General features: G+C 59.8%; 19 protein-coding genes. 13 read left to right on the top strand and 6 right to left on the bottom strand.

The features are described from left to right. The 6 genes from HY795_11900 (at position 1) to HY795_11875 (ending at position 6,695) form a co-directional block, all read left to right on the top strand. Positions 1–453, top strand: a complete 453-nt coding sequence (locus HY795_11900) for a hypothetical protein (GenBank protein ID MBI4805927.1) — start codon at positions 1–3, stop codon at positions 451–453. A gap of 663 nt (positions 454–1,116) precedes the next feature. Next, positions 1,117–2,247 (top strand): ABC transporter substrate-binding protein, encoded by a 1,131-nt coding sequence (locus HY795_11895; GenBank protein MBI4805926.1) that lies wholly within the window; start codon positions 1,117–1,119, stop codon positions 2,245–2,247. A gap of 6 nt (positions 2,248–2,253) precedes the next feature. Beyond that, entirely contained in the window at positions 2,254–4,488 is a 2,235-nt protein-coding gene (locus HY795_11890) for a PAS domain S-box protein (GenBank protein MBI4805925.1), read from the top strand. A 117-nt stretch (positions 4,489–4,605) separates the two neighbouring features. Beyond that, positions 4,606–5,097 carry a hypothetical protein gene (locus tag HY795_11885; protein MBI4805924.1) on the top strand — a complete coding sequence of 164 codons (492 nt, stop codon included), beginning with the start codon at positions 4,606–4,608 and terminating at the stop codon, positions 5,095–5,097. Between the two features lie 3 nt (positions 5,098–5,100). Continuing rightward, positions 5,101–5,670, top strand: coding sequence for a hypothetical protein (locus HY795_11880; protein MBI4805923.1), 570 nt, complete (start codon positions 5,101–5,103; stop codon positions 5,668–5,670). After that, entirely contained in the window at positions 5,670–6,695 is a 1,026-nt protein-coding gene (locus HY795_11875; GenBank protein ID MBI4805922.1) for a DUF1786 domain-containing protein, read from the top strand. The genes HY795_11880 and HY795_11875 overlap by 1 nt, the downstream gene beginning before the upstream one ends. Here the strand turns inward: HY795_11875 and HY795_11870 are convergent. The 3 genes from HY795_11870 to HY795_11860 all read right to left on the bottom strand — a co-directional run bounded on the left by HY795_11870 (position 6,664) and on the right by HY795_11860 (position 9,004). Continuing rightward, on the bottom strand, positions 6,664–7,602 hold the full coding sequence (locus HY795_11870; protein MBI4805921.1) for a hypothetical protein: 939 nt from the start codon (positions 7,600–7,602) through the stop codon (positions 6,664–6,666). The genes HY795_11875 and HY795_11870 overlap by 32 nt on opposite strands. Before the next feature lie 90 nt (positions 7,603–7,692). Further along, complete coding sequence (locus tag HY795_11865; GenBank protein MBI4805920.1) at positions 7,693–8,016, bottom strand: pyrimidine/purine nucleoside phosphorylase; 324 nt, start codon at positions 8,014–8,016, stop codon at positions 7,693–7,695. A gap of 43 nt (positions 8,017–8,059) precedes the next feature. Continuing rightward, positions 8,060–9,004 (bottom strand): hypothetical protein, encoded by a 945-nt coding sequence (locus HY795_11860; protein MBI4805919.1) that lies wholly within the window; start codon positions 9,002–9,004, stop codon positions 8,060–8,062. 171 nt (positions 9,005–9,175) lie between these two features. Here HY795_11860 and HY795_11855 point away from each other — a divergent pair, with 171 nt between their 5' ends. After that, entirely contained in the window at positions 9,176–10,675 is a 1,500-nt protein-coding gene (locus tag HY795_11855; GenBank protein MBI4805918.1) for a sigma-54-dependent Fis family transcriptional regulator, read from the top strand. 312 nt (positions 10,676–10,987) lie between these two features. On the opposite strand, the gene HY795_11850 is transcribed toward HY795_11855, so the two are convergent. Together HY795_11850 and HY795_11845 are read right to left on the bottom strand one after the other, a co-directional pair. Then, positions 10,988–12,970, bottom strand: coding sequence for a diguanylate cyclase (locus HY795_11850; protein ID MBI4805917.1), 1,983 nt, complete (start codon positions 12,968–12,970; stop codon positions 10,988–10,990). Continuing rightward, positions 12,945–14,198 carry an HDOD domain-containing protein gene (locus HY795_11845; protein MBI4805916.1) on the bottom strand — a complete coding sequence of 418 codons (1,254 nt, stop codon included), beginning with the start codon at positions 14,196–14,198 and terminating at the stop codon, positions 12,945–12,947. Before HY795_11845 ends, HY795_11850 begins: the two co-directional genes overlap by 26 nt. A gap of 118 nt (positions 14,199–14,316) precedes the next feature. Here HY795_11845 and HY795_11840 point away from each other — a divergent pair, with 118 nt between their 5' ends. From HY795_11840 to HY795_11815, 6 genes are read left to right on the top strand one after another with little or no spacing between them, the layout of a single operon-like run. Then, positions 14,317–15,513: a glycosyltransferase gene (locus tag HY795_11840; protein ID MBI4805915.1), complete on the top strand. Its 1,197-nt coding sequence runs from the start codon at positions 14,317–14,319 to the stop codon at positions 15,511–15,513. A gap of 8 nt (positions 15,514–15,521) precedes the next feature. Continuing rightward, positions 15,522–16,754: a glycosyltransferase gene (locus HY795_11835; GenBank protein MBI4805914.1), complete on the top strand. Its 1,233-nt coding sequence runs from the start codon at positions 15,522–15,524 to the stop codon at positions 16,752–16,754. Beyond that, complete coding sequence (locus HY795_11830; protein MBI4805913.1) at positions 16,751–17,848, top strand: glycosyltransferase family 4 protein; 1,098 nt, start codon at positions 16,751–16,753, stop codon at positions 17,846–17,848. The genes HY795_11835 and HY795_11830 overlap by 4 nt, the downstream gene beginning before the upstream one ends. Further along, positions 17,845–18,435, top strand: coding sequence for a histidine phosphatase family protein (locus HY795_11825; GenBank protein ID MBI4805912.1), 591 nt, complete (start codon positions 17,845–17,847; stop codon positions 18,433–18,435). Before HY795_11830 ends, HY795_11825 begins: the two co-directional genes overlap by 4 nt. After that, positions 18,432–19,601 (top strand): glycosyl transferase, encoded by a 1,170-nt coding sequence (locus tag HY795_11820; protein MBI4805911.1) that lies wholly within the window; start codon positions 18,432–18,434, stop codon positions 19,599–19,601. The genes HY795_11825 and HY795_11820 overlap by 4 nt, the downstream gene beginning before the upstream one ends. A 10-nt stretch (positions 19,602–19,611) precedes the next feature. After that, a complete protein-coding gene (locus HY795_11815) occupies positions 19,612–20,403 on the top strand; it encodes a polysaccharide deacetylase (protein MBI4805910.1) in 792 nt (263 codons plus the stop codon). A 68-nt stretch (positions 20,404–20,471) separates the two neighbouring features. Here HY795_11815 and HY795_11810 read toward each other — a convergent pair whose 3' ends face one another. Beyond that, complete coding sequence (locus tag HY795_11810; protein ID MBI4805909.1) at positions 20,472–21,134, bottom strand: FkbM family methyltransferase; 663 nt, start codon at positions 21,132–21,134, stop codon at positions 20,472–20,474. Positions 21,135–21,162: the final 28 nt, after the last annotated feature.

Raw genomic sequence — 21,162 nt, 5'->3', positions numbered from 1 at the left:
ATGGCGCCTGTTGTAGGTGCCGTTGCTCGCAATAACAACAAGAAAGTGGAGATAGATGTAATGAAACGCATCATTGCTACAAGTGTTATTGGCGCTCTTGTGTTGACAGCACCTTTGGCTTTTGCCTTGGATAAAGCCGCTGTGGACTCTTCCGCAAAGGAGCCGGCGAAGGCCGCTGTCGCCACTGAAGTGAAGAAGCCGGAGGCCGTCAAGACTGTAACGCCTCCCGCAACAACAGAAACGGTCAAGACACCTGCCAAGGACCACAAGGCCACCAAGGAAGTGCCTGCCGGGGGCGGGAAGGCCGCACCCATGGAGACCAAACCAGTGACGGAGTCCAAGGCGGCCGGGAAGGACGTGAAAAATGGTATCGCGGCTGAAGCCAAAAAGCCGACTGAAGCCAAACCGGTGTCGACTTCAAAAACGCCGGAAAGCCAGGTGAAGGTCAACTAGGGCTCGCTGCAGGGAAAAATGTACCGGGGGCCGCAAGGCCCCCTTCATTTTGGCCTAAACCCTCTCGGGGGCACGACCGATAAGTAGTGCAGGACTTCAGGCAATTCATCCCCTGAAAATCCGGCATGCGTAATGCATGTTTCTGTGAAGCCCGGTTCCACCGGCGGGAGGCAGCCATGATAAGGAAAGTGCTGCGCAATTATTTACAACACAGGCTCAATCCGGCGCACATTTACTGCCGGCTGAGAAATTGCGGATTCGGTAAGGCCAATGCAAGGTTAGTTTCCCTGGTATACGCCAGACTCTATTCCCTCACCTGGCTCGGCTGAGCCAGAATCCTAAAGCCTGATACCACCCCCCCTCCAGCGGGCAGGCAATGACCAAACTCGTCTGGTGCCAACGCCGTGACAGTTTGACAGCTGTCAGCCCAATCCGTATGCACCCAAAGTAGCGGATAAAAGTAACCTTAAATCCGCCGGGAATGTGGCGGCCTTACCGGCCTTGGCCCATGTGGCAGAATCCGGGCGGCATCGGTTTTGTGACTTGGGCAGGCGGGCCTTTGGCTGTGGTCCTTTGCCGTTTGAGCACGACCCCTTACCGAGAATGCGGTTTACATTGGATTGATTCCGGAGAGCCGTGGCCGGACAATCCTTAAGCGGGAGCATGGAACGGTTCATTTGGATTGGCTCGGCGCTGGCGGTGCTGGCTGCTACACTCTTCTTGACCTTCGGCTCGCCCGCCCAACCAAAGCCTCTCTTTCTCGGCTACGTTTCAAGCCTGTCCGGAAAGTATTCAGCCCTGGCTGTTGCCGGACGGGATGGTGCTGTGCTGGCTGTCGAACACCTCAACGCACGCGGCGGGGTGTCCGGAAGGCCTGTTAGATTGTTAATTCTTGATGACGGGTTTGATGCCGAGATGGCTCGCCAATCGGTGAGGCAGCTTGCGGAACAGAATGCCTGCGCGGTCATAGGCCCCTTCGCCAGTACCATGGCCAGGCCCATGATCGCCGCATCCCGGGAATTGGACATGCTGCTGGTGAGTCCTACGGCTTCGTCCGACGAGTTTTCCGGCAAGGACGATCTTTTTATCCGCATGGCGCCCACGACCGCTGACTGTTCCGTTGAGCTGGGTAGCTATTGCGCCGGCCCGCTCAAATTGAAATCGCTGGCGGCCTTGGTTGATACGACGAACGAGGCCTACACGGCCTCGGCCGTTCGGAATACAAAAAAGGGTTTTTTGAACGCGGGCGGGACGAATTTCAGCATTATTGAATATGATGCCAGGCAGGCGCCGTCCTTTATGGATTTGGCCAAGGAAGCTCTCGCCTCAAACCCGGATGGAATTGTGTTGGTTTCAAGCCCGCTGGACACGGCGGTCATGTGTCAGCGCCTGCGGCTAAACAATCAGGCCGTTCCCTTGTTTTCCTCCACGTGGGGGATGTCAGTGGAACTCGTGCGCAGCGGGGGCAAGGCCGTAGAAGGAGTCGTCTCCATAGAATCATTTGATCCCGGCAGCCGATCCCCTGCTTATCAGGAATTCAGCGATGCCTTTTCCGCCCGGTTCGGCAGGGCTCCTGAATCATCCAGCATGTTCAATTATGAAGCGGTCATGGTTTTAGCAAGAGCGCTGAAGCGTGAGCCCAATGCCAGAGGCGGACAGTTAAAAAACGCCATTTTGGAGAATAACCCGCACCAGGGGCTTCAAGCGGAATTCTTTTTGGATGAGTTTGGGGACGCCAAACGTCCGCTTTTTCTTCTGACCGTGGCTAACGGCAGGCTGGCCGTGAAGGACTAAGGTGACATGCCCTCCAGTTCAAGTCTCCGGTTCAGGCTGATAGCGGGGCTGGCCATGCTGGCCTGCCTCGGAGTGGGGTTGGAATTCGCTGTGTTCGGGCGCATAGCCGAGCGCATTCGGGAGGATGTGGCCAGGAGAAACCAGGAACTGGCGCATGCTCTCGCGGGCGAGGTTGCCATCGTTCTTTCTCATCGAGAGTACGCCTTGCGCGCCCTGTCCAAGCAACTTGAGGGTGGAGTGTCTGGGAAGGAACTTCAGAAAGCGGTTTCGGACGTCCAGCGTTTCACTGGAGAGCGGGAGTTGTTTTTGATGCTGGACAACAAGGGCATCGTACAGGCGGTGGCACCACCCAACCCCGACCTGCTTGGCATGGATTACTCGTCGCAGCCGTTTTTTGTAAAGGCTCTCGGGGCTCAAGGAGCGGTCTATTCCGAATCCGTTATCGCGTCCCAGAGCTCTGCGGCTTCGGCCACCATCTCCGCCCGCGTCCCCGGGGGTGTGGCGGTCATACAACTCAGGGTCGGCGAATTGTCGGAACTGGCCATGGTGCTGCCGCACACGCACGGCGGGTTCACTGCCGTGGTGGACGATAAGGGGGTGGTGCTAGGGCATTGCATGCCCCAAGTAGCCCTGCAGCGGGAAAACCTGTCGAACCTCGAGAGCGTTCGCAGGGGAAAGGAGGGTTTTGAAGGAACTATTCCTGACGTTTACAACGGCGAGAGCGGAATCGCCAGTGTATCCCCGGTTGGCAAATCAGGCTGGCAGGTGGTCGTTTACGAACCGAACTCCCACGCCTATATGTCAGTGAGAAGCCTCTATAGCTACACACTGGTCGGGGTGATTGTGGTTGGGCTCTTAAGCGTGCTCATCATGTACGCTTTCCAGGCGCAGCTTCTGCGTCCCATCGCGACGTTCTCGTCCCAGGCTCGAGCTGTGGCCAAAGGGGATTTCTCAGTGGACATCGCTCCCGGCGTCCAGGAATTCGAACCCCTGGCCGAGAGCTTCAGGATAATGGTCGGCGACTTGAAGGCCAGGGAGCACGCCTTGAAGGAGAGCCGCCGCAGGATTTCTTCCATCATGGATGCTATGCCGTCGTTTTTGGCCTCCACCGACAGCGCCTTGCGCATAGAACTATGGAATCATGAGGCGGAAAAACTTACCGGTGTTGCTGCCTCTATGGCCAGAGGGAGAACCCCGCAGGAAGCGGTTAAACAGCTGGCCGTTGTCCAGCCGGCCTTGGAGCAAGCCTCCAGGGCTGGAATTGCGGTGAAATGGGAGAAGGTGACCATGGATTTCGGGCAGGGCCGGCGCATCATCGATGTGCTCGTCTACCCTGTTTCAGTGGAAGAGAACGCCGGCGTGGTGCTTCGCCTGGATGACATCACCGACCGCATCCGGATGGAAGAGGTGATGGTCCACTCTGAGAAGATGATGACCGTGGGCGGGCTGGCGGCTGGAATGGCCCATGAGATCAACAATCCGCTCGGGGGCATAATCATGTCGGCCCAGAACCTGGCCCGGCGGCTTTCCACGGACTTGCCGGCCAACCAGGAGGCGGCGCGCGAAGCCGGGATAGATTTGGCCTCGCTCAAACGGTATCTGGAGAAGCGGGGGGTATTCGAGAAGGTCGAGTCCATCCGGGAGCTGGGGTCACGGGCTGGAAAAATAGTCTCAAACATGTTGGGATTCTCACGTCGCTCTCATTCCGGCTACATTCCGGTCAAGGTTGAAGACCTTGTCGAGCGAGCCCTGGATCTGGCCGCCAACGACTATGACCTGATAAAAAAGATCGATTTCAAAAAAATCCGGGTCCGCCGGGACTGCGCCCCTGGCATGGAAGAGGTCCCTGTCAACCGTAACCAGATCGAGCAGGTGTTTCTCAATCTCTTCAAGAACGCGGCTCAGGCCATGGCGGACGCCGACGGGCAGGAAGCTCCTGAAATAACGATCCGCACCTGGCAGACGGAAGATGAGGCCAAAATCGAGATAAGCGATAACGGACCGGGGATAGCCCAAGAGGTCCTTGATCATATTTTTGAACCGTTCTTCACCACCAAGGAAGTGGGACAAGGAACCGGGCTTGGCCTGTCAGTGTCGTATTACATCATCACCACCATGCACGGGGGAACCATCGAGGTGGCGTCAGAGCCTGGTCAGGGAACACGCTTCATAGTAAGCCTCCCCCTTGTTGCCAGGGCCCCCCGGACAGCGTCCGGGGCGAGTGCGGGGCATGCGGCCTAGGACTCCCCTTTCCGGGAAATGTGCGCTATCCGGAGACGGCACGGCGGGTGCGGCAACGAATGGGGGATGCCTGGAATCGTTGAAACGGGCGACGGTGTCTTAAAAAGGAGAGTGATGTTGAGTACTCTGTCTCTAAGCTTGAAACAGCCCCGGGTGAATATGATGTTCGCGTTTCTCGCTCTGGTGCTTTTCCTGTGTCCGGTCTCGGAAGCCGCCATGCGGGACGAGCCGCGAGATTTCATGGGTATCCCCTTTGCCAAGGAGTACGAGCCGGACAAGTCCTTCTCCTGCCAGCTTGATTCCGAGGAAGGGCTCAGGTGCGTACGCTCCGGGGACGACCTGCATCTTCATGGGGTGGCTCTCAAGTCCCTGAGCTATCTTTTCATGTACAAGCGGCTCTTCACGGTGGACATGGAAGTGGATGGCCGCGAGAGTTTCGACAAGCTCTCCGCCGAGATAGCAAAGCGCCATGGGAAGGCGGCCTCCGCCTCGGGCGGTATGACGTCCTATACGGGGTCTCAAGTGGACATCCTCTTGTACTACGACGCCTCCAGGCGCGTGGGTGAGGTCAGCTATGTATTCAAAAATCTGCCGTGTCCGGTGGAGTAAACTATGGTACTGAAGCTTGTTCTTCGCGACGCGGTGTTCTGGACGGTGGTGGCGCTGGTCACTGTGCTGGTGGGCGGGGCCGCGCTTGTTAAAAACGACAGGCCCGGTTCCGAAGGCTCGGCACCCCTGGCCGGTGCCGCCTCCAGCCTGTCCGCCGCCGATGATCCTGTGGTGTACGCCATAGTGAACGGCACCTTCCCCAAGGTGGACAGCCAGCTCACGCTGGGCCAGGCCTTCTCCAGGTACCGCTGGTTCAAAGGCCAGCCCAAATGGATAGGCAAGGGGCAGCCGCCTTCCAGAACAGTGCTTGTGAGCGTCCCCCTGAAGCTTTCCGCTGAAGCCGCGGAACTCGGCGTGGGGTCCGGGGCGGCCATGATTTTTTATGCGGCGGAATTCGGGCTCTCGGGTGATTCCAAGTCCTTCCGTCCGATTTCCAGTGCGGTGGAAGTGCGCGATGGTTCGAACAAGCTGATCGCCCGGGTGCCTGACCCCGAGTTTATCCTGGTTCGCCGCGTTATGCGCGATGTGGAACCCGGGGTAAGCTTGAAGGGCGGCGTGGCCAAAGGACGTTGATGCAGTCAGTTCTGTGTCTGGATATTGGCAGCGGCACCCAGGATGCCCTGTACTGGACCGACGCAAAAAACCTGGAGAACTGTCCCAAGTTCGTTCTGCCCTCTCCGGCCAAGCTTGTGGCCGAGCGCATCAGGCGTCTCACGGTTCAGGGAAGCCCAATATATCTTTGCGGCTGTAATATGGGGGGCGGCTTTTTCGGCGCGGTTCGCAAGCATTTGGGCGGGGGCCTGGCCGTGGCCGCGCATCCCGAAGCGGCCCTGGCCTTGTCCGACGACCCGCCGTCACTGGCCCGGCACGGCATCGTTCTGTCCGATTCCTGTCCCAAGGCGCATGTCCCGGTGCATCTTGCCGATTACGATCCGGGATTCTGGCACGGCCTGCTGGCCCAGGTTGGCCTTGAACCGCCGGATGTGGTTCTGGCCTGTGCCCAGGATCATGGGCACCACCCAGGCGCGTCCAGCCGGGTGGGCCGTTTCGGGCTGTGGGAGCGGTTCCTGGCCGGGACGTCGGGACGCCTTGAAGACCTGCTCTACCAGTTGCCGCCTGTTGAACTCACCCGTCTGGCCGCCCTGCAGCGTTCAACCGGCGGTGGGCCGGTGATGGACACTGGTCCGGCAGCGGCTCTTGGCGTGCTCTTCGATCCCGGCATCGAGGTCAGGGTCAGCAAGCGGGGGGCGCTCATCGTCAACATGGGCAACAGCCATGTTTTGGGGCTTCTGGTCTTTCAGGGCCGCCTGGCCGGGGTGTACGAGCACCACACCGGGCTGCTTTCCCCGGATGAGCTGGTCCGGCATCTTGAGCGCTTCAGGAAGGGGGAACTTGTCAACGAAGAGGTCTTCGCGTCCGGGGGACACGGCTGCACGGTAATGGAGCGTCCGTGCGCATTCGAGGATGTTTTCGTTATCGGGCCCAGGCGGGGGGAATTGGCTGGGTTGGAGGCCGAGCATCCGGCCCCGGGAGGAGACATGATGCTCACCGGGTGCTTCGGGCTCCTCAAGGCTTGGCGGAATCTGCAGGGGGAGTAGGGGCGAGCGTTTTCATGGACCCCCTGGGAATCTGTTCCCAGAATTCCCGGTCCAGATCGCGGCGAAAACTCCAGGGCTTGTCCGGATCGTCATAGTCGCTCACCCACGTTTGGGTGGGTTGCCCGGACCTTGTGCGCACCAGGAACCTGGCCATGGTCCTGGAGGACTTGGGCGTGGAGCCGGTGCGGAAAATGGAGTTGTCCGGGCCATCCGACCTGTCGTTGCCGAACTTTTCGAAATCCTCGATGGTGAATTTCTTTTGCCCGGCAAGGAGCTCCTGGATGCGCTCCAAACGTGCCTGGCTGCTGGGGCCGACTTTCATGTTCATGGGGCCAAGTTCCGGGGATATGTAATGATTAGTGTGCGCCAGCGTCCCCTGGGCCGTCTCGCGCCAGGCCACCTTGCCGCCCGCCCCGACTTCCACCCAGGCTGTTTTGGCAGCGTCTGAGAGCATGTACATCACCGGCGCGTGCCCAGCGAACCAGTCCATATGGGCCAAGGCTTCGTCCACGTCTTTTGAGTTGGCCAGAATCTTGGCCATGAGCGACTTCACCCGGGAGGGGACGTCCCGTTCCGCGCGGGGCAGGCTGCCGGCCGTTGCCCCCACCATGGCCAGACCCGTCTCGTTCACGCCTGCCACCAGCCGTTCCCGCTCCTTCACCAAGGCGTAAAATCCCAGATAAGCAAATCCTTGTTCTGGACGGACCAGGACGAGGCGCCCTTGAGAGTCCGGGCTGAAATCACGGTTCTTGGCGAGGATGGTGCCGCCGCCGGCCGAGTCGCCCGAGGCGGACCAAAGGGTGCAGGCCGGAGCCTGCGCGGAGGAGAGCAGGGCCCAGGCGAGGACCGCCGTAACCGCTGCGATGCGGGCAGCCCTTGCCTGAGACAAAGTGCTGGGGGTGGCCATGGTGTCAGTACGACGGTCTTGTGCTCATCCCAAAAAGGCCGCAACCGTAGTCAGTCTGGGAAGATCTCCCCAGCGACCTTCCCTCCAGGATCAGCCGAAGGTGCAGATGTACTGCGCCAGGCCGTCTTCCACCGCCATCTCAAAGGAGGTGTTGGCCGGTATGTGGAAGGACTGGCCGGGACCGTAAACTCCCCACTCGTCCTCGCCATCCACTTTGGCTCTCACTCTTCCTGCCGTGATTTCCATGATCTCCGGGTCACCCGTGGTGAAGGTGTATGTTCCGGGTTGGCACACGCCAAGGGAGCGGCGCTTCCCGGACTCGTCCAGGAAGGAATGGCTGACCACCTTGCCCTGGAAGAAGACGTTGGCCAGGGCTTTTACCGTGACTTTTTCGAATGACTCGGGAGAACTCATGGGCAAGACCTTCCTTGATGTGTACGGTCTGTGGAAACGAAGTCTAACAATGGGCGCCGCAGTCGTAACTGATGGGCCCGAGGCAACCCTGAAGGAGCCTGCCGATCTTGAACTGGTGCCCGGCCAGGGGAAAGGTTTCCGGGGAATCCTGGCCGAAAGCGATTCTGCCCGGATGAAATGAAATCCGCAAGGCCTTGGTGTCCATCATGTTCTCATCGCACAGGCTGGGTACTTTGCCGGGGGAGAACAGGAGCGTCCTGCCGTCCGGAGAGGAGATTTCCACCGTGTTGAGAGGCGTGGCGATGCCTGTCACGGAGCCGTCCTGGTGGAAGGCAAGCGAACCCAGGTCCCCGTGGATGCCAAGCGCGTCCGGGTCGAATGCCTCCATATCTCCCAGAGGAGTCGGGACCTGGATCATCTTGCCGGGCTCGAAGGAACGCAACGCACCGTTTTTGTGAAAAGCCAGGCCTATGCGGGCGGTCTGGCGGCCAATCGGTGTGTCGATTTCCACGGTGTCGCCGGGCCAGAGGGTGATGCTGCGAAGTGACCCCGAGGGGTAGAACTGCACGTTCACGATCCGTGCGGTCACGGCTCCGGCCGGGGTGGAGATGGTAAGCGGGGCGGCCAGGGCGGCTTCCTCCTTTTCGCTCCAGTATCCAGATAGCTTGCCGTTTAAGGGGAACACCCGCCGCAGGCTGCCGCAGGGATAGAACGTGAGGAGCTCAGCGCCGATCCGCCCTGCGGGGGTGGATACTTCAGTCCGCTCCTCCAATGCGATGGACTTGAGCGTTCCGTTGGGATGAAACTCGATTGGTTCAACCTTGGGCCGGCGCATGTCGTCGGTGGTGTGCTGAGCCGTAAAGGTGCCGAGCGGTGTTGTGACCCTGACTGCTCCTGAAGGGGTACAGGATGTGGCAAAGCCTGACGGACCGGTCTCCACGAAATCCACGGGGCCGATGGGGCCGTATTTTGTCTGTATGGTGTTCACGGTATTCCTCTCTGTGGGAATAAGATGACAAGTTTTCGAAAATTGTCAATTTTTGGCTAAGTCCCGGAAGGATTGGACTTCGAAAAAATGCCAAATGCTAACTGCCCAAAAAACATGCGAAAGATTCCTCTAACCGTTGAAATGCTTTTGACTTGCGGATAAGAGGCTTTCATGCCGCAAAAGTCGATCCTCTTCGTGGCCCACGCCCACACCATCACCGCCCTGTTCTCGAAGTTCAAGGAAGCCGGGGTGGAAGCGGGCATAGCGGACAGCCTGTCCGGCGCTCTAGCCTTTTTAAAGAAGACCAGGCCGTCCGTGGTCTTCACCCAGGCCAAGATAGGCGGGGCATATCATGCGAGCGCTTTGCTGGCCGCAGCGCGAGAATCGGACGACTTTCCTCCGGTGATAGTCTTCACGGACCGGGGCTCGCCCCAGGAGGCCCAGGCCTTTCTGGAACAGGGCGCCAGGGACTACTGGCTGGAACCCCTGGCCTGGGAAAAAGTGGAGGCCGTACTCCCTGAAGACGAAGGCGATGATGCGGAGAGTGAGGAACACGCCGCCGAACAAGTCAGCCCCACGCAAAAAACGGCCATCCCCCCCCAGCCTGTCCAGGCACCTCAAAGGGCAGCATCTTCCCCAGGCATTTCAGGAGAGCGTTTCGCCATAATAGGCGCGCATCCGGCAATTATGCGCGTGCTGGCCCTGGCCAAACAGGTGGCCAAATCCAAGGCCACGGTGCTCATCTCCGGCGAATCAGGCTCGGGCAAGGAAATGTTCGCTAGGTTCCTGCACGCCCATTCCGACAGGGCGGCAAAGCCCTTCGTGGCGCTCAACTGCGCGGCACTGCCGGAACATCTGTTGGAAAGCGAGCTCTTCGGCCACGAAAGGGGGGCATTTACCGGCGCCATCGCCCGCAAGCTCGGCAAGTTCGAGCTGGCATCCGGCGGCACTATTTTGCTTGACGAAATTTCAGAGATGGATCTGGGCCTGCAGGCCAAGCTTTTGCGTGTGCTTCAGGAGGGGGAATTCGACCGCGTGGGCGGCATGGAAACCGTGAAGGTCGACGTGCGCGTCCTGGCCACCACCAACCGCAGGCTGGAGCAGTATGTGGAGGAGGGCAAGTTCCGCCAGGACCTCTACTACCGCCTGAATGTGATCCCGCTCAAGCTGCCGGCCCTGAGAGAACGCGGACAAGACGTCCTTTTTCTGGCGTCCTTTTTTGTGGATAAATTCCGCAAGGCCTACGGGTTGGGGAACCTGGCGTTTTCGGTGGAAGCCCGGGACTGGCTTTTGTCCTACGAATGGCCTGGAAATGTCCGTGAGTTGCAGAACCTGATGGAGCGCGCCGTGCTCCTGGCCGGGAACGGTCCCATTGAAAAGGTCCATTTCCTGCTGGAAGGCGAAGAGTTCCCCTTGATCGAGGAACCGCCGGTGTCCATGGAACTGGTGTCCTCGATCGCCGATGAGGCCGTGCAGGAGCAGGCCAGCGGCCTGGCGCAGATGCCCCAGGGCGTTGTGCCGCTGGATGTTCTGGAACGGGAGATGATTTTAAGAAGCCTGGGGCAGACCTCGGGCAACCGCACCCAGGCCGCCCAGCTCCTGGGCATCTCGGTGCGCACCCTGCGCAACAAGTTAAACGAGTATCGCCAACTGGGCATGGTCATCGAGTAGTTTCCCCTGGGCCACCGCGCCTTCCTTCGCAGTTCATTCCCAGGCATTCCATAACCAAAGAAAGTTTGTCTTGAGGATTGCCCTTTCAAAAGTGCCGGGATCGACGCAGCCGTATATCCCTGCTTGATGGTGCGCTATGAAGGGCACGGATTAGCGCAATCCCCACTCGGCCGCACGCGCTCTTTATGTGCGCCTCAATGCTGCCCGTAGTTGTCCAGGTGAAGGGCGGCTTGGCCTTTGCCGCATAGAGTTGGTGTCTTGGGAGAGTCAGGCGTTGGCGTGACATGGCTTGCCGCGCCGCTGGGGCAAACGCTATTTTGTGTTGCGAACTGCGTTCTCGCGAGTACCGAAGCATTTGATGAAAGTCAGGGTCTGCTCGGCTGTCAGGGGCTGAGAGATGCTGCTCCCCTGGATGCCAAGGCACTCCAGGCTGGCCAGAATGCCGGCGGTCTCCTCGTTGTCCACTCCCTCGGCGACCACCGACAGGTCGAGAGTTTTGGCTATGGACATCAGGGAGTTGAGAAGTTCCTTGGACTTCTGGGGCGGCTGGTGCGTGAGTTTGGAAGGGTCAATGGTTACGCTCTCGAAGAGCGAGGTAGTACCGCCTTGGATTGTGAAGAATCGCTCCCCGAAGTTTCCGATGGAGAGGTGCACACCCCTGGCCTTGAGTTTGGACAGCTGGGAAGCGAGAGCTTCTCCGCCAGCGATCAGCGTGTCCTCGGGAATTTCCAGGCGCAGTACCCCGCCCATGACCCTGGTCCGCTCCAGCAGGTTCAATACGGACTGCGCTATATCCGCAGGCAGAAGTCTGGAGAATCTGAGCTTCATGGAAACAGAGAGCTTCTTGAAAGCGGACGTTTCCTTTCTCCAGGAGCGCAAGCTTTCCAAGGCCATTTCCAGGGTGACTATCCACAGGGGCCAGGCCACGCCTTCTTTGTCCGCAAGCTCCAGAAGTTCGTCGCCCCTAAGCTGGCCCCATTGTTTCGAACGCCAGGTTGGCACGGCCTCAAAGCCGCTCAAGCGCGAATCCATAAACGAGAAGGTGGGTAAAAAGAGGACACCTGTGCCGCCGTTCTCCACGGCGCGGCGCAGGCCGGTGCGCAAAGTGGCTTGCTTTCTTGCCCGCCCGCTCATCTTGGCGTTGAAAACCTTTATTTGGTTTCGTCCGGCCTCCTTGGCCGTGTGCATGGCCGTGTTGGCCATCTTGACGAGGTTGTCCGGACTGATCAATCGCACCGGACCGAACACCAAGCCGAAGCTTCCGGTCACAGTCACAGAATGGCCGTCAATATCGAAGGGTTTGGCCAGGGTTTGGCGCACCCGCTTCATCACGCGGACAGCTTCGGCGGGTCCAGAAAGCTCTTCCAAGAAAATCACGAATTCGTCGCCGCCGAAGCGGGCCACGGTGTCCATCTGCCTGACAGATTCAAGAATCCGCTTCCCGACGCGGGTGAGGAGCTTGTCTCCTGTGTCGTGTCCCAAGGTGTCGTTGACCTGCTTGAATTTATCAAGATCCATGAAGGCCACGGCGTAGCAGATATCACTGCGTCTGCGGGACCGGTGGATGGCCTGCTGGATGCGGTCGAGCATGAGGGTCCGGTTGGGGAGCCCGGTGAGCGGGTCGTGCAGGGCCTGGTGCTTGAGCTCTTCTTCAACTTTTCTGCGGCGGCCTATTTCATTGGTGAGGGTTCGCTGCGATTTTTCCAGATCCCGCACCTTGGCCTTGAGTTCGGAGTTTGTCTGGCGCAGCAACCCGTAGAGTTCAAGACCTTCCAGCAGCGACGCAGAGCCTCTGAGCACGATGGTGAGCAAAGTGAGCGAACTGTCGGTGATGGTCCTGATGTTTTGGTCTGTCCAACCGAGAAAGACGCCCCGGATGCGCGAAGCGGTGGTCAGGGAGTGAAGCAGGAGCTGTCCCTTCATGCCCGAAGGAGTAGTAAACACGGCCCGCTTTCTCTGCAGGGCCCACGCTGCCGAACCGCTTTCCACCAGCAGGCGCATCTGTTCTTCCATGAGGGCCGTTTTGGCCGGGGGGTGACAGCGAGCCAGGTAGAGATCTCCACTGGGTTCCCGCAACAAAAAGAAGGCCAGGGCTCTGAACTTCAGGAGTTTTTTCAGCCTGTGGGTGGTTTCTGACAGGACCTGCGTGACGGTGGCGAGCGGCTTCACCCCCTCGGGAATGCCGAGGGTGGCGGCCATTTCCAGAGAATCCAGGGTATGGCGGTAGGCCTCTTCGAGGAAGGCCAGGCGCTCCTTGATGGGGGATGCCTTAGACTGCCTTGATGTTTTCGGCATCGTTTCCTGACAGAAGTATCTGCCCTATGTCGTCGAGTTGCCGTTGCGCCTGTGCCGCTGCGGCACCAAGGGCGCTTTTGGGAATATTGAGGTGGTCCCAAACCGCCGGCTGGAGTGGGGGGGCCAGCGGGGAACCGCTTTGGCCAAGTCCGATGGACAAGGCCAGGATGTCGGCAAGGTGGATCAAGGCGGCATCCTGGTGGATGCCGCGCACTCCGGGCTGGTGGTGTTCGCCCACGGCCCTTTCCAAAGATGTGGGGAATTTCCAGCTGGCCAGAAGCCTGCCGCCGAGCATGGCATGGTCAAAGGACCACATGTCCCTTTCCACTTCGTACAGCGGCCGCCCTTCAGCTTTGGCCATGGCGATGGTCTGGGCCACGTGCCCAGGATGATCCTTGAGCATCACCAGCCTGCCGATGTCGTGCAGCAGACCGGCCACGAAGCACCTTTCCTCGTTGGGATGGCCCGCGTTCACCGCCAAAAGCCGGGCCAAAACCCCGCAGGCCAGACTGTGTTCCCAGAACGAGTGCATATCCAATACTTCCCTGGGGATGGATCCGAAAATACTGATCAAGGAGACCCCGAGGGCCAGGCTGGTGAGCCGGTTGGCCCCGACGATGGTGACCGCCCTGCCGATGGTCTCAATGGGTTCGGGGAAGCCGTAAAGCGCGGAGTTCACAAGCTTGAGGAGCTTTGCGGATAAAGCCGTATCCTTGCTTATTATCTCGGCCACGTAGGCATAGGAGACGTTGGGATTTTTAAGGGCGTCCAAAGCCTGGATCACGATGTTCGGCAAGGACGCCAGTTTGACCGAGCCGTTGGCCAGCCGGGTGAGGTCGGGCCGTTTCCTGGGTTCCGGAGTGGAGCTTACTGTAGCCGAGCGGGAATTGGGGGTAATCGTGCCGGCCTGCACGAGGTTTATGAAGGTAATTCTTTTGAGTTCCTTCACTGCCGGGTGGTTCTGGTCGGAGAGGCTCAAGCGGCGATTGGTTTCCTCCCAGGCCGCTTTTGCCAGGCCAGGGTCCAGGGCGTGGACGCGTTCGCGGTCGAGAGTCTCCTGGTCCACCCCGTCTATCAGTGTCTCGGTCACCCCCCAGAACTTGAGGGTCTGGATGGAGAGTTCATCAAGGGTGAGCCCCATGGAGAAGAGGAGTCTGCCCTGGCGGCTGCGCACATCGCTCGAGAGCACCATGCCAGGAATCAAATCCTCAATGTAGACCGTGCCCATAAGCCTCCGCAGGAAAATATCAATAAGAAAGAGGTGAAAGAGCTTAACAACGTCTGAGTCCCTCTGGCAAGCGTCGTGGCATTTGCAGTCGAAAACGATTGGGGTTATTCCCCGCGCCATGGTCACGGCATCCACCTACAACATCCTGATGTACTCCCACGATACCTACGGGTTGGGCCATATCCGCCGGACAATGGCCATCGCCAAGCATTTGCGCGGTCGTGGAATGAACGTGCTCATTCTCACCGGCTCGCCCCTGGTCGGCCGGTTCGATTTTCCCGATGGTGTTGATTTTGTTCGCATACCGGGCATGATCAAAAAAACCAATGAGGAATACCTGCCCCTTTCCATTCGGTTAAGCGCCCGCCACGCCTTGAACATCCGCCGCAACATCATCGTGGCCACGGCCAAGGCCTTTCAACCGCATCTGTTCATTGTGGACAAGGCTCCGCTGGGGCTCAAGCGGGAGGTTCTGCCCACGCTTAAATGGATCAAGCGGCGCCTGCCACACTGCCGCACCATCCTGGGCCTTAGAGACATCATGGACGACGCGGAGTCCACGCGCAAGGAATGGCGGGAAAAGGGAATCTACGACGTACTGGACCAGTACTATTCGGAAATATGGGTCTACGGAAACCGCGAGTACTACGACTCCATAGCCGAGTACGATATCCCGAAGCGGGTGAGCGAGAAGATGGTCTTCACCGGCTACATCCCCCGGACATTGCCGAGACGGGGCAAGATGGCGGAAATGCTGGAGGAGGAGCGCCTTACCCACAAGGAACGCCTAGTGCTTGTAACCACCGGTGGCGGAGGGGACGGGTACCCGCTCATGGACTCCTATCTCACCATGCTCGAGAACATGGAGTGCCCTCCCTTCCGCTCCATTCTGGTCTCCGGGCCATTCATGCCCAAGCCCATGCGCGAGGAAGTGCACCGCAGGGCTCTCAAAGTTCGGGCCAGGTTCCACCATTTCCACCGCCGCATGGAGGCCCTGATGGGGCTGGCAGACGTGGTGGTCTCCATGGGAGGTTACAACACCACCTGCGAAATACTCTCCCTGGGAAAACCCTCCCTGGTTGTTCCCAGGGAGGAGCCCAGGCTGGAGCAGCGCATCAGGGCGGAGGTTTTCAAAGGCCACGGCCTCATCGAATACCTGCCCTGGTCGGAGCTCTCCCCGGAGAGCCTGGCCGAAAAGGTGACCGGACTGATCGCCAATCCAAAAGTCTGTTGCCACGGCATAGCGGATTTCAAGTTCACCGGGCTGGAGGTGATCTCGTCGCGCCTGGCGGAGTTCAGGGGGCTTCATCCATGACCGGTCCCATGGCGGAGCCGGTTCTCGGGATGATCCTCAAAGGCTATCCGCGCATTTCCGAGACGTTTATTTCCAACGAGATCGCCCTTCTCGAAGATGAGGGAGTGCGTATCCGCATCCTGTCCATGCGCCACCCCAGGGAAGACTTCACCCACGAGTCCGTGAAGCGCATCCGGGCCAGGGTGGACTACATCCCCGAGACCATCACCGGGCACGTGTTGAAATTAACGGCCGCCAATCTGGCCTGCCTGGTGCGCTCACCCGGACGCTACCTGAAGGGGCTGGCCGAGATGCTCAGGCGGTTGGCGGTTACGCGAAAGGCGGCCACGGCCAAGCATCTGCTTCAGGCCGGGTATCTGGCCGCCAAGGTTCTTCCGGGGTCCGGCATCACGCACCTGCACGCCCATTTCGCCCATTCGCCCACGTCCGTTGCGGTCTTCTTGAGCATCCTCACCGGCCTGCCCTACAGTTTCACGGCCCACGCCAAGGATATCTACACCCAGGACCCGGCGAGGCTTTCCGGAAAGATCGCCAACGCCCGCTTCGTGGCCACGTGCACCGGCTACAACAAGGAATACCTGGACAAACTAAACCCCAACGGCACCTCCATCCATCGTGTCTACCACGGCATAGACCTGGCGCTGTTTTCCCCGGGACCCGTGCGTATGGATGCTTCGCCCCCGTACGAGATACTCACCGTGGCCAGGCTCACCGCGAAAAAGGGGTTGCCCACGGTCTTGCGCGCCCTGGCCGGACTTGCCGAGCAGGGGATACCCTTCAGACATGTGCTCATCGGTTCGGGCGAGGAGAAGGACAATCTGAAGCGCCTGGCCCGGGAACTGGGCATCGCGGATCGCATCGAGTGGCTTGGCACCAAGCCCCACGACGTGGTGGTGGCACATTTACAGCGTGCCGATCTCTTTCTGCTCGGCTGCGAAGTGAGCCCCAACGGGGACCGGGACGGCATCCCCAACGTGCTCGTGGAGGCCATGGCCATGGGCGTCCCGGTGGCGGCCACGGCCGTCTCGGCCATTCCGGAATTGATCGAAAGCGGGGAGCACGGCCTGCTTTCCCAACCGGGCGATCATCATGCGTTGGCCCGGTCTGCTAAGCGGCTTCTCGCGGACCCCGAACTGCGCGCCCGGGTGATACCCCAGGCCAGGCAGCGGGTGCTTGATCACTTCGATAACCGCAGGCTCGTGGGGGAGCTGGCCGCAATCTTCCGCGCCCACATGTCATGAAGCTTGCCTTCTACGCCCCGTTCAAGCCCCTGGACCATCCGCGCCCCTCGGGTGACCTGACCACCGCCTTGGGGCTTACCCGCTTTCTCACGGCCAGAGGCCACAACGTGGAGGTGGCCAGCGGGTTTCGCGCGAGGAACCTGACTTCCAAACCGTGGCTGTGGCTCTCCGCGGCGATGGAAGCCGTGAAGGCAGGCCAGATCCGGGCGGACGTGTGGCTCACCCATCACGCCTATTATAAATCTCCCGACGTGATCGGGCCGTGGGCGTCCAAACGTATGGGCGTGCCCTATGCCATTTTCCAGGGAATCTACTCCACCAAGCGCCGCAAGAGCTTTTCCACCAGGCTGGGCTTCGAACTCAATCGGCTGAGTCTTCTGGCTGCGGATGTGGTGTTCTCCAACCGCCGCCTGGACATGGAGAACCTTCGCCGTCTGCTTCCGGAAAAGCGCCTGTGCTACGTGGCCCCCGGAATCGACCCGGGCGCGTTCACGCGCGACCCGGAAGCTGGAGAGAAACTGAGGGTAAGCTGGGGGGCGGGCGAGCGTCCGGTCATCTTGAGCGTGGCCATGTTTCGCAATGACGTGAAATCGCAGGGACTACGCTATCTCATCACCAGCCTTGGGCGTCTCGACAGGGACTTCCTGCTCGTTCTGGCCGGTGACGGCGAGACCCGCCGTGAGCTTGAGGCACTTGCCGGCGTTCACCTCCCGGGCCGGACGGTGTTTTTGGGCCAGATTCCCAGGCAAAAGCTCTATGAGGTGTATTCCGGTGCGGATCTGTTCGTCTTCCCGGGTATACGCGAAAGCCTGGGCATGGTGTACCTGGAAGCCCAGGCCTCTGGAGTGCCCGTGGTGGCCTTTGACAACGGCGGCATACCAGAGGTGACCAGGCCCGGAGAAACCGCACTGCTGACCCCGCCGTTCGACGACGACGCTTTCCTGCACGCTGTGTCCACGCTCCTGGATTCCCCTGACATGCGCCGGACCATGGCGGAGGCCGCGGCCAAGTACGTCAGGGAGTGCCATGACGCTGCGGCCAATTTTTCAGTGGTGGAGGAGCGTCTCCTCGAACTTGCAAGGGGGCATGCGTGACCAGACTGGCGATCATCCGTCACGGCGAGACGCAGTGGAACGTCGCGGGCCGCATCCAGGGTCAGAGCGACTCGCCGCTCACACCAGGCGGGGAAGAGGCGGTCCGGGGGTGGTCAAAAACTCTTGGCGGGTACGATTTCTCCGCCCTGTATGCGAGCCCTCTGGGGCGTGCCATGCGAACAGCCGAGCTTGTTGGGGCCGGATTGGGGCTTGCCCCCGTGCCCAAGCCCGGCCTCGAGGAGCAGGCCTTCGGAGAGTGGACGGGAGGGATAATATCCGAACTCAGGGCGTCCGGGGAGCTTTCGCGCCAAGAAGCCCTTGGCTGGGCCTTTACCCCGCCTGGAGGGGAAGACAGGCAAACAGTGCTCCTAAGAGCCTGGAAGTGCCTTCTGGAGCTAGCACAGCGCCACGCGGGGCAATCCATCCTGGCAGTGACCCACGAAGGGGTCATTCGGGCCGTTCTGTATGCTCTCAAGGGGCGTGATTATCTGCCAAGCGAACCCAAGATCATAGCCCCAAGGTCCCTGCACGTCCTGCGGGCCCACGGCGGCTGTCTTCGCATCGAGGATTGGAACCTCTCGCTATGACCATCGCCTTTTATTGCCAGCATGTTCTGGGTCTCGGCCATTTCATGCGCAGCCTGGCCATTGTGCGGTCCCTGGCCCCGCACAGGACGGTTTTCGTCACCGGCGGCCCGGATGTTCCGGGAGATCTCCCCCCCCATGTGGTCCATGAACGCCTTCCTGTATTGTCCATGGACGAGGAGTTTCAGGAAATCCTCTCCGACACCGATCTGGAGTCAGTGAAATCGAAACGCACGGCGAGGCTTTTCTCCATACTCGAGCGGGAGCGACCAGACGTTTTTGTGGTGGAGCTGTATCCGTTCGGGCGCAGGTCCTTCGAATTCGAACTTTTGCCTGTTCTGGAGGCCATCCGGCGCGGGGATTTCGGAGGCCCGGCTGTTTTGTGCAGCCTGCGCGATATCCTGGTGGAGAAGAAGGACCCTGAAAAGTACCAGACCAGGGTCATCGGAAAGCTGAACACGCTGTTCGACGGGTTGCTCATTCATTCCGATCCGCAGCTTTTTCCCTTGGAGGAATCGTTCCCACGCATGTCCGAGGTTATTGTGCCCGTGTTCTACACAGGGTTCGTAACCGAGAGACCGTCAGCCGGTGCGCGTGAACGGATGCGGGGCCAAATGGGCCTTGCGCCCAATGAAAAGCTTGTCGTTGCCAGCGCAGGTGGCGGCAAGGTCGGATCGGAACTGCTGTTTTCGGCCGTGGAGGCCTACCCCTTGCTCGAAGCCCAATTCCGGACTCGTCTTCAAATCTTCACAGGACCTTTTCTTGACGAAAAGGCCTATCAACGATTAGTGGCCCTTTCCTCCGCGCATGAGTTTGTTTCCGTGTCGCGGTTTTCCGGCAATTTTCTGGATGTATTGGCTGCAGCGGATGTTTCATTGTCTTTGGCCGGATACAACACCACAATGAACGTCCTGGCTTCCAACGTGCCCGCCCTGGTTTGGCCTTTCGCCCAGAACAGGGAACAGCGCACGCGAGCCGAGAGGCTTTCAAACCTGGGCGCTCTCGGTATCCTTGAAGCTTCCGACCTAGACCCGGGCAGGCTGGCAACCCTGGTAATCACCCAACTTCGAAGCGGCCCCCGGCCCTTGGAGGGCGGGTTCCGGCTCGACGGAGCGGCCGAGTCCGCGAGTCTCATCGTCTCGCGGAAATGGCGGACAGTTAACTTATAGAAGAGTACTCATGATTGTTTCCAATAATGTGTCGCCACTCTGGTTGAATCTTCCCGCAAACTATCGATCCCGGCTGGCCGAAACCATCGGGAAGGGATTGGATGATGCCCCTGCGGGCAAGACGACGGTTTTTTTCAGGGCCGACGACGTGGGCGTGCCTGGCAACTCCTTTAGCGCCATGGCTGAAGCGTTCAAGAACGGACAGGCCCCGCTGGGCATGGCCGTGGTTCCGGCATGGCTTACCACGAGCCGGTGGGTGGCCCTGCGAAAGGTGGCAGCCGGCAATGAGCTTTTCTGCTGGTGCCAGCACGGGTGGAGGCACATGAATTTCGAGGCTCCTGGCGCAAAAAAACGCGAATTCGGCCAGGCCCGGCCGGCACGGGAAAAGCGCCAGGATCTGGCCAAGGGGTTTGGCCGCCTGCGTGACATCCTTCAGAAGGATTTCACTCCGGTGTTTGTTCCTCCTTGGAACCGGTGCGACGGGGAGTCACTGGCCGCCATGCCCGGTATCGGGTTCAAAGGTGTTTCCCGAACCGTGGGAGCCGGGCCGGAGACTCCTGCCGGCCTCCCGGATTTCCCCATCCGTATGGACATTCACACCAGGAAAGAAACCGATCCGGTCGCGTCGCTCGAAGCAATGCTTGAGGAACTGCGCGCTGGCCTTGCCAGCGGTCAGTGCGGGATAATGCTTCACCACCAGAGGATGAACCAGGCCTCTCTCGATTTCTTAAGCGTGCTGATTAAGGAGCTGGGGGCGCAGCCCCAGGTGGAATTCGCGCATTTCGGCCATCTGATCGGCTAGCCCGTTTTTCAAGCCACGCTGGCTCACAAGGGGATCATTCGCGATCCCCTTTTTTTCTTGATGCCAGGTCAAACATGCACAAAGAGGGCGTCAGCTGAGAGTATGGCGCCGGATGTGTCGAACCAGGGATTATAGAGGCCGTCGATGGTGAACCCACTCTCCAGCATCCACTGAGTCACTTCATTTTCCAGGGGCTGCCCCACGTAGAGGTCTGAAAAGGACACCTCGCACAGGACCGCCCGAACTCCGGCAAGCAATGCCTGAGCCCCTTTGAGGGCTTCCAGTTCGAACCCCTGAAGATCGAGTTTTATGATGTCCGGTGGGGACGCGAGCTGGTCGTCCAGGCGGACCACCTCCACGCAAACAGTCTGGGCTACCTCCATGGGTTTGTCCGGATGTTTGCTTCGTATTCCGCTTGGTTCAAGCAGCGACGAACAGGTCGCGCTCTCGAGAATGTTCAGGGTCAGGGCTGCGGCCTGCGAGCCCAGGGCGAGGGCGCGGACCTCTACGCGGCTTTCCCCTGCGAACCTCTTGACCAGTTTGCGAGCCAAACGGGGGATGGGTTCGAAGGCAAAGACGGACGCCTTTGGAAACAAGTCCAGGAATCTTGCCGTGGTTCTGCCCTTGTTGGCCCCTCCGTCGACAATCACGGCGACGTCAGGGCCCAGAAGGCTTGCCAACCGGACATACGGGTCTATCTTTGAGTGAATGGTAGGGAGGTGGTGGCTCATGCCTTCATGCTACCATGGCGAGAAGATT

The organism is Desulfovibrio sp., from assembly GCA_016208105.1.
GTDB lineage: Bacteria > Desulfobacterota > Desulfovibrionia > Desulfovibrionales > Desulfovibrionaceae > Fundidesulfovibrio.
Note: the sequence above shows the minus strand (reverse complement) of the source record. Positions and strands in the feature narration are given on the sequence as shown.

Coding starts and splice junctions, on each gene's coding strand:
- HY795_11840 (MBI4805915.1), top strand. CDS start 14,317: ATGGTCACGGCATCCACCTACAACATCCTGATGTACTCCCACGATACC.
- HY795_11875 (MBI4805922.1), top strand. CDS start 5,670: ATGCAGTCAGTTCTGTGTCTGGATATTGGCAGCGGCACCCAGGATGCC.
- HY795_11865 (MBI4805920.1), bottom strand. CDS start 8,016: ATGAGTTCTCCCGAGTCATTCGAAAAAGTCACGGTAAAAGCCCTGGCC.
- HY795_11900 (MBI4805927.1), top strand. CDS start 1: ATGGCGCCTGTTGTAGGTGCCGTTGCTCGCAATAACAACAAGAAAGTG.
- HY795_11820 (MBI4805911.1), top strand. CDS start 18,432: ATGACCATCGCCTTTTATTGCCAGCATGTTCTGGGTCTCGGCCATTTC.
- HY795_11815 (MBI4805910.1), top strand. CDS start 19,612: ATGATTGTTTCCAATAATGTGTCGCCACTCTGGTTGAATCTTCCCGCA.
- HY795_11855 (MBI4805918.1), top strand. CDS start 9,176: ATGCCGCAAAAGTCGATCCTCTTCGTGGCCCACGCCCACACCATCACC.
- HY795_11810 (MBI4805909.1), bottom strand. CDS start 21,134: ATGAGCCACCACCTCCCTACCATTCACTCAAAGATAGACCCGTATGTC.
- HY795_11890 (MBI4805925.1), top strand. CDS start 2,254: ATGCCCTCCAGTTCAAGTCTCCGGTTCAGGCTGATAGCGGGGCTGGCC.
- HY795_11895 (MBI4805926.1), top strand. CDS start 1,117: ATGGAACGGTTCATTTGGATTGGCTCGGCGCTGGCGGTGCTGGCTGCT.
- HY795_11850 (MBI4805917.1), bottom strand. CDS start 12,970: ATGCCGAAAACATCAAGGCAGTCTAAGGCATCCCCCATCAAGGAGCGC.
- HY795_11880 (MBI4805923.1), top strand. CDS start 5,101: ATGGTACTGAAGCTTGTTCTTCGCGACGCGGTGTTCTGGACGGTGGTG.
- HY795_11835 (MBI4805914.1), top strand. CDS start 15,522: ATGGCGGAGCCGGTTCTCGGGATGATCCTCAAAGGCTATCCGCGCATT.
- HY795_11845 (MBI4805916.1), bottom strand. CDS start 14,198: ATGGGCACGGTCTACATTGAGGATTTGATTCCTGGCATGGTGCTCTCG.
- HY795_11870 (MBI4805921.1), bottom strand. CDS start 7,602: ATGGCCACCCCCAGCACTTTGTCTCAGGCAAGGGCTGCCCGCATCGCA.
- HY795_11830 (MBI4805913.1), top strand. CDS start 16,751: ATGAAGCTTGCCTTCTACGCCCCGTTCAAGCCCCTGGACCATCCGCGC.